At 72.2% G+C, this 7,429-nt stretch carries 9 protein-coding genes; 5 read left to right on the forward strand and 4 right to left on the reverse strand.

Annotated elements, in window-relative coordinates; genetic code table 11:
* Positions 1–142: 142 nt before the first annotated feature.
* Positions 143–451, forward strand: a complete 309-nt coding sequence (locus tag NBY69_RS34225) for a DUF5955 family protein (protein ID WP_250306001.1) — start codon at positions 143–145, stop codon at positions 449–451.
* Positions 451–807, forward strand: a complete 357-nt coding sequence (locus NBY69_RS34230) for a VOC family protein (protein ID WP_250306002.1) — start codon at positions 451–453, stop codon at positions 805–807. The genes NBY69_RS34225 and NBY69_RS34230 overlap by 1 nt, the downstream gene beginning before the upstream one ends.
* On the opposite strand, the gene NBY69_RS34235 is transcribed toward NBY69_RS34230, so the two are convergent.
* The gene (locus NBY69_RS34235; RefSeq protein ID WP_250306004.1) at positions 776–1,420 is read right to left on the reverse strand and encodes a response regulator transcription factor; all 645 of its coding nucleotides are present in this window, start codon (positions 1,418–1,420) and stop codon (positions 776–778) included. The genes NBY69_RS34230 and NBY69_RS34235 overlap by 32 nt on opposite strands.
* A complete protein-coding gene (locus NBY69_RS34240; RefSeq protein ID WP_250306006.1) occupies positions 1,417–2,598 on the reverse strand; it encodes a sensor histidine kinase in 1,182 nt (393 codons plus the stop codon). The genes NBY69_RS34235 and NBY69_RS34240 overlap by 4 nt, the downstream gene beginning before the upstream one ends.
* 135 nt (positions 2,599–2,733) lie before the next feature.
* Between NBY69_RS34240 and NBY69_RS34245 the strand changes: the two genes are divergently transcribed.
* Entirely contained in the window at positions 2,734–3,774 is a 1,041-nt protein-coding gene (locus tag NBY69_RS34245; RefSeq protein WP_250306007.1) for an ABC transporter permease, read from the forward strand.
* Positions 3,771–4,448, forward strand: a complete 678-nt coding sequence (locus NBY69_RS34250; RefSeq protein WP_250306009.1) for an ABC transporter ATP-binding protein — start codon at positions 3,771–3,773, stop codon at positions 4,446–4,448. Before NBY69_RS34245 ends, NBY69_RS34250 begins: the two co-directional genes overlap by 4 nt.
* A 57-nt stretch (positions 4,449–4,505) precedes the next feature.
* Here NBY69_RS34250 and NBY69_RS34255 read toward each other — a convergent pair whose 3' ends face one another.
* Positions 4,506–5,309 (reverse strand): IclR family transcriptional regulator, encoded by an 804-nt coding sequence (locus tag NBY69_RS34255; RefSeq protein WP_250306010.1) that lies wholly within the window; start codon positions 5,307–5,309, stop codon positions 4,506–4,508.
* A 298-nt stretch (positions 5,310–5,607) separates the two neighbouring features.
* Between NBY69_RS34255 and allB the strand changes: the two genes are divergently transcribed.
* Positions 5,608–6,963, forward strand: a complete 1,356-nt coding sequence (gene allB, locus NBY69_RS34260) for an allantoinase AllB (RefSeq protein WP_250306012.1) — start codon at positions 5,608–5,610, stop codon at positions 6,961–6,963.
* A gap of 50 nt (positions 6,964–7,013) precedes the next feature.
* Here allB and NBY69_RS34265 read toward each other — a convergent pair.
* Positions 7,014–7,429 (reverse strand): C40 family peptidase (locus tag NBY69_RS34265; RefSeq protein ID WP_250306013.1); only part of this gene is annotated, 416 nt, incomplete at its 5' end.

Consider the following 7,429-nt stretch of genomic DNA (forward strand, 5'->3'; position numbering starts at 1 on the left):
CCGGCTGAATTCCGGCCGTCGAGTGGCGAGAACGAGGCGCGGTGGCGTTAACTGGCCCGCGACCCACGGTGTCCGACCAGCACCGCACGGGTCGAACCGGTGCGGGGAAAGACCAGCACGGCGTGGTGCGAGGGGGAGAGCTTTGTTGCGAAGTGTGGGCCAGAGGTGTGTGACGAGCAGCGGCGAGGATCCGCGGGTGACGGAGCTGCGTTCCTCGATCTCCCGCCTCCGCCGTGAACTGGCCGCTCACCCGGCCCGGTTCCCGGACCGGGCGATCGCCGAGGACGAACTGGCGGTCCTGGACGAGATGGCGCAGAGCGGCGTACCGGAGATCCTGCCGCTGCGCCGGTCGCTGCTGCTGGTCGCGGGGGCGATCGGCTCGGTCAGCGCGCTGGTGGTCTCGCTCTCGGAAGTACGGAACGCGGTGGAACTCTTCGGCGGCACGTCCTGATGCCGGTGCGCCGGGTGGTGCCCGACATCCCCACCGACGACATGGCGGCGAGCCGGGACTTCTACGGCCTCATCGGACTCCGGGAAGCCATGAACCAGGGCTGGGTGATGACGCTGGTCTCCACCACCAACCCCACCGCGCAGGTCACGTTCACCACCCGGGACGCGTCCGCCGCGGTCCGGCCCGACCTGTCGGTCGAGGTGGACGACGTGGACGCGGTCCACGCGGCCCTGGTCGCCGCCGGCGCCGAGATCGTGCACCCCTTGCAGAACGAGGAGTGGGGCGTCCGACGGTTCTTCGTACGCGATCCGAACGGCAAGGTGGTCAATGTGCTGAGCCACCTGCCCGCCGGATGAGCCGTCGCGCGGAGGCCGCCGCGACCGCGGAGGTCCGGGAGTCCACGCCCAACTTCGCGTAGATGTGCACCAGATGGGACTTCACGGTCGCCTGGCTGAGGAAGAGCTGCTTGCTGATCTGCTGGTTGGACAGGCCGTCCCCGACCAGTTGGAGGACCTCCAGCTCCCGGCGGGTGAGGGACTCGCCCGGGGTGCGCATCCGGTCCATCAGCCGGTGCGCGACTGCGGGCGCCAGCGCCGAGCGGCCCGCCGCCGCCGTCCGTACCGCCGCGGCCAGTTCCTCGGGCGGTGCGTCCTTCAGCAGGTAGCCGCTGGCTCCCGCCTCCACCGCGGCCAGGATGTCGGCCTCCGTGTCGTACGTCGTCAGTACCAGGACCCGGGGCGCGCCTTCGACGGCGACGATGGCCGCCGTCGCCGCCGATCCGTGCATCCCCGGTCCGAACTGGAGGTCCATGAGAACGACGTCGAAGTCCCCCGAAGCGGCCAGCGCGACCGCCTGTTCGGCCGTCGACGCCTCCGCCACCACCTGGAAGTCCGGTTCGGTGTCGAGTACGGCCCGCAGCCCCGCCCGTACCACCGGGTGGTCGTCGGCCAGCAGGAGTCGGATCGTCATGCGGACGCCCCTTCGGCGACGGGCAGCGGCAGGGTGACCGCGACGGCTGTGCCCTGGCCCGGTGTGGACTCGACGGCGAAGGTACCGCCGAGCGACTCGGCGCGCGAGCGCATCGCGGGCAGCCCGAATCCGCCCTCGTCGGATGTGGCGTGCAGCGGGTCGAAGCCGGAACCGTCGTCGACGACGTCCAGTGCGACCGCGGTGTCCATGAAACTCAGGGTGATCTCGGCGCGGGACGCCCCCGCGTGCCGGACGGTGTTGGCGAGCGCCGACTGGGCGATGCGCAACAGGGCCACCTCGTACGGGGTGGGCAGCGCGACCGGTGTGCCGCTGGTGGAGAAACGGACCCGCGGCCCGGGACTGCCCGCACAGAGCCGGTCCAGCGCGGCGGCGAGCGAACCGTGCGCCAGGGCGGGCGGCGACAGCTCCCGTACGAACCGGCGGGCCTCGGCGAGGTTGTCCTGCGCCGCCTGGCGGGCCTGCTCGATATGGGCCGATGCCGGGGCGTCCGCGGGCAGGGTGCGCCCGGCGGCGCGCAGCAGCAGTTGGATCGACGAGAGGCCCTGCGCGAGCGTGTCATGGATCTCGCGGGCGAGCCGCTCGCGCTCGGCGAGCGTGCCCGCGGCCCGTTCGGCGTCGGCGAGCTCGGCGCGGGTCGCGATCAGCTCCTCGATCAGCTGCCGGCGGTTCTCGCTCTCCCGGTAGAGCATCTGATAGCCGAGGACGGTGGCCACGGCGACCGCCGCTCCCAGCAGCGGTCCGATGAAGGCGCCCGGGTTCATCGCCCCGCTGTGGCCCACGTACGAAGCGATCGCCGCGCCCGCGGTGACCACGACAGCCGGAACCGACCAGCGCACCGGCAGCAGATGCAACTGGAGGAAGTAGAGCGGGAACGCGGTCCACAGCCCGTCCGGGGAGACCACCAGCAGCGCCAGCCAGGCCAGGCCCAGCAGACCGAGCCAGACGGCCGCCGCCCGGCGGGAGGTCTGGACGGACGGCCACACCGTGCCCGCCGCGTAGACCGCACCCATGACCGCGGCGGCCACCACCACCGCGGGCGCGTTCGCCGCGTGATCGGCGATTGCGCGCACAGCGGCGAGCGCCAGCAGGCCGGCCACCAGCAGGTGGAGGCAGACGCGCAGGACTACCGGGGCAGGGGTGAGGGAGCGGGCATCCATGGTCCTGCCAGCGTAGGCGGATCGTCCAGGAACGCACTCAACCGAAAGTTTGATGCCCGGCTCCGTCTTTCGATACGCGAGGAGCCAACCGTGGCGCGATGCCCGCGGACCCCTACTGCCAGCAGGGTTGATCCCATGTTCGTCGCATGGAGAGATCTGAGATTCGCCCGGGGCCGGTTCGCCCTGATGGGCACGGTCATCGTGCTCATCACCCTGCTGGTCGGACTGCTGTCCGGACTCACCGCCGGGCTGGCCAGGGACAACACCTCGGCCGTCACCGGGCTGTCCGCCGACCACCTCGCCTTCGCCGCTCCGCCCTCGGGGCAGTCGGCCTCCTTCACCGGTTCCCAGCTGCCGGAGAGCGCCTGGCAGACGTGGGCCGCGCGGCCGGGGGTGAAGAGCGCGCAGCCGGTGGCCATCGGCACCGGCAACGCCGAAGCGGGCGGGCACACGGCCGCGGTCTCCGAGTTCGCGGTACGGCCCGACTCCGGCCTGGCACCTGTGGCGCCCGGCCCGCACGGCGCGGTGCTGTCGAAGGGCGCGGCCAAGGATCTGGGCGCGGCGGCGGGCGACACGGTCTCGCTGGCCGGGCGCGACCTGAAGGTGACGGCGGTCGCCGGGGACGACTCGTACAGCCACACCCCCGTCGTCTGGACCTCCCTCGGTGCGCACACCAAGGCCACGGTGGTGGCGCTGACCACCGACGGCGCGGACCTCGCGGCGGGCGACCGGGCGGCCGGAACGAAGACCCTCACCCTGGACGGTTCGCTGAGCGCGCTCCCCTCCTACCAGGCGGAGAACGGCTCGCTCCAGCTGATGCGCGGCTTCCTCTTCGTCATCTCGGCCATGGTGATAGGGGCGTTCTTCACGGTCTGGACGATCCAGCGCAGCGGCGACATCGCGGTACTGAAGGCGCTGGGGGCCTCCACCCCGTACCTGCTGCGCGACGCGCTCGGGCAGGCGGTCCTGATGCTGGTGGCCGGGACCCTGCTGGGAACGGCCGTCGCCGCCGGGTTCGGCGCCGTCGTCCCCGACGGCGTCCCCTTCGTCCTCGATCCGCTGACGATCCTGGTCCCCGCCGCCGTCATAGTCGCCCTCGGTGTGCTCGGCGCGGCCCTTTCCATCCGGCGGATCACCGCCGTCGACCCCCTCACCGCCCTCGGGAGCGCCCGATGACTCTCACTCTTGACGACGTGACGCTGACCTACCCGGACGGGGACGGGCGCGTGGTCGCGCTGGACTCGGTCTCGCTCGATGTCCCCTCCGGTTCGCTCACCGCGGTGGTCGGGCCCTCGGGATCCGGCAAGTCCAGCCTGCTGGCCGTGGCGGCGACCCTGGTGACGCCGGAACGGGGCCGGGTGACCGTCGACGGCCTGGACACGGCCGCGCTGGGACGCGCCGAGAAGGCCGCGCTGCGGCGCGAACGCATCGGCATCGTCTTCCAGCAGCCCAATCTGCTCCCGTCGCTGACCGCGCTGGAACAGCTCCAGGTGATGGCGCACCTCTCGGGGCGCCCGGCCTCCCAGGTACGCGACCGGGCGGCGGAACTGCTGGACGCGGTGGGCCTGGCCGACCAGGCGGGCCGCCGCCCGCACCAGCTCTCGGGCGGACAGCGCCAGCGGGTGAACATCGCCCGAGCTCTGATGAACGAGCCGTCCGTCCTGCTGGTCGACGAGCCGACGAGCGCGCTCGACCACGAGCGGGGCGGGGCGGTGCTCGACCTGCTGGTCACCCTCACCAGGGCGCGCGGGACCGCGACGGTGCTGGTCACTCACGACCGGGCACATCTGGACCGGATGGACCGGACGGTGACGATGGCCGACGGCCGGCTGACCGTGCCCGTCGGCTGACGGCCGGGCGCACACCCAGCAGGCCTGACCGGCGCCGCCGTACTCCCGCGGCGCCGGTCAGGCCTGCTGGGGTCCCGCGGTCGCCAGCGTGGCGGAGAGTTCCTGGGCGATGCCCTGGAGGATCGGCACGATCTTCTCGGTGGCTTCCTCGGTGACCCGCCCCGCCGGTCCCGAGATCGAAATGGCGGCAGCAGTGGGGGAGTTGGGGACGGAGACCGCGAGGCAGCGGACCCCGATCTCCTGCTCGTTGTCGTCGACCGCGTACCCGGCCCGGCGTACGACGTCGAGCGCCTCCAGGAATCCCTCGGGCGTGGTGATCGTCTTCTCGGTGGCGGCCGGCATGCCGGTCCGGGCCAGCAGCGCCCTGACCTCGGCCGGCGGGGTGTGCGCGAGCAGCGCCTTGCCCACGCCGGTGGAGTGCGGCAGGACCCGCCGTCCCACCTCGGTGAACATCCGCATCGAGTGCTTCGAAGGCACCTGGGCGACGTACACGACCTCGTCCCCGTCGAGCAGCGCCATGTTCGCCGTCTCGCCGGTCTCCTCGACGAGCCGTGCCAGGTACGGCCGCGCCCAGGTTCCGAGCAGCCGGGCCGACGACTCGCCGAGCCGGATCAGCCGGGGGCCCAGCGCGTAACGGCGGTTGGGCTGCTGGCGTACGTAGCCGCAGGCGACCAGGGTGCGCATCAGCCGGTGGATCGTGGGCAGCGGCAGGCCGCTGGTGGCCGAGAGCTCGCTGAGCCCGACCTCTCCACCGGCGTCCGCCATCCGCTCCAGCAGGTCGAAGGCGCGCTCCAGGGACTGCACGCCGCCGCTCGGTGCTGCGGTCTTGGTGTCGTCGGCACTGGCGTGGGACTGCGGCACGGCGGCGGTCCTTTCGAGGCGGGCGGGGCAAGGCGCCAGCCTACCGGGCTCCGCCCGGTGCCACCTCGCCGGTGGTACGGACGTAGTGGCCGGTCAGGCCCCCTTTGTCCGAGATCAGCGGGCCGGGCGGTACGATCCGCGGACCTCGGCACCACAGGACGTACATTCCGGAGGGTGAAATCTAACTTTTGCTTTGTGGAAACCTCCAAGCGGTCGGCTCGGTCTTGACGAGTCCCGGCGCACAGCGAAGACTCCGTCAACGGAACGTGAATTTCGCTGTATGGAAAGAGGGGCCCTGGTGTCCAACACCGAACTGGTACTGCGCTCGACGCGCGTCATCACCCCCCAGGGGACGCGCGCCGCATCGGTGGCCGTCGCCGCCGGGAGGATCGAGGCGGTGCTGCCGTACGACGCCGAGGTGCCGGCCGGGGCCCGGCTGACGGACTTCGGGGACGACGTCCTGCTCCCGGGCCTCGTCGACACCCACGTCCATGTGAACGACCCCGGCCGCACCGAGTGGGAAGGGTTCTGGACGGCGACCCGGGCGGCGGCGGCCGGTGGGATCACCACGCTCCTCGACATGCCGCTCAACTCGCTCCCGCCGACCACGACCGCCGCGCATCTGCGGACCAAGCAGGACGTGGCGCGGTCCAAGGCGCACATCGACGTCGGCTTCTGGGGCGGTGCGATCCCCTCCAACGTCAAGGATCTGCGTCCGCTGCACGACGCGGGGGTCTTCGGCTTCAAGTGTTTCCTGTCGCCCTCCGGGGTCGAGGAGTTCCCCGAGCTCGACCAGGAACAGCTCGCCCGCTCCCTGGCCGAGATCGCCGGACTCGGCGGCCTGCTGATCGTGCACGCCGAGGACCCGCACCAGCTGTCCGACGCCCCGCAGCGCGGTGGCCCGGCCTACGCCGACTTCCTCGCCTCCCGGCCGCGCGCCGCCGAGAACGCGGCCATCGAGGGTCTCATCGCCCTGGCCCGGCGGCTGGACGCGCGGGTCCACGTACTGCATCTCTCGTCGAGCGACGCGCTGCCGCTGATCGCCGCCGCCAAGCGCGAGGGCATCCGCGTCACCGTCGAGTCCTGTCCGCACTTCCTCACCCTGACCGCCGAGGAAGTCCCGGACGGGGCAACGGAGTTCAAGTGCTGCCCGCCGATCCGTGAGGCCGCCAACCAGGACGCGCTGTGGGCCGGGCTGGCCGACGGGACGATCGACTGCATCGTCTCCGACCACTCGCCCTGCACCACGGACCTGAAGACCCCCGACTTCGCCCAGGCCTGGGGCGGTATCTCCTCGCTCCAGCTGGGGCTCCCGGCGATCTGGACGGCGGCGCGCGGGCGCGGTCACTCGATCGAGGACGTCGTCCGCTGGATGTCGACCGCCCCCGCCGAGCTCGCCGGACTCACGCGCAAGGGCGCGATCGAGGCGGGGCGTGACGCGGACTTCGCGGTGCTCGCACCGGATGAGACGTTCACCGTGGACCCGGCCGAGCTGTTCCACCGGAACCAGGTCACGGCGTACGCGGGCAGGACGCTGCACGGTGTGGTGCGGTCGACATGGCTGCGGGGGGTGCGGATCGCGTCGGAGGGGGTGCTGACCGAACCGACCGGGCGGCTGCTGGAGAGGGACGGCCTGCCGCACGCGGCGCGCTGACCCGGGCGGGGGCGCTGCCCCCGCCCTTCTCCGTACGGAGCCGGTCCGGGTCAGCCGATGCGGACGCCGAACTGGAAGGGCATGTTGCCCATGGCCTCGTACCGGACGTTGGCACCGGTGTGCGGTGCGTGCAGCACCATGCCGTTGCCCGCGTACAGGCCGATGTGGTGCAGGTCGCCGTAGAACAGGACCAGGTCGCCGGGCTTGAGCGCGCTCTGCGAGTAGATCCGCTGACCGGCGTTGGCCTGGGCCTGGGAGACGCGCGGGAGGGAGACGTTGGCCTGCGCGTACGCCCACTGCGTCAGCCCCGAGCAGTCCCACGAGGCCATGCCGGTGGCCGTGTACTGATAGGGCTTGCCTATCTGGGTCTTGGCGGCGTTGAGCGCGGCGCCGCCACGGGCGGAGGCCGGGACGTCGTTGCCCAGGTCGGCGCGGGAGCTGGCCCGGTTGGCGCGGGTGTCGTCGG

The sequence above is a fragment of the Streptomyces sp. A 4/2 genome, assembly GCF_940670765.1.
Classification (GTDB): Bacteria; Actinomycetota; Actinomycetes; order Streptomycetales; family Streptomycetaceae; genus Streptomyces.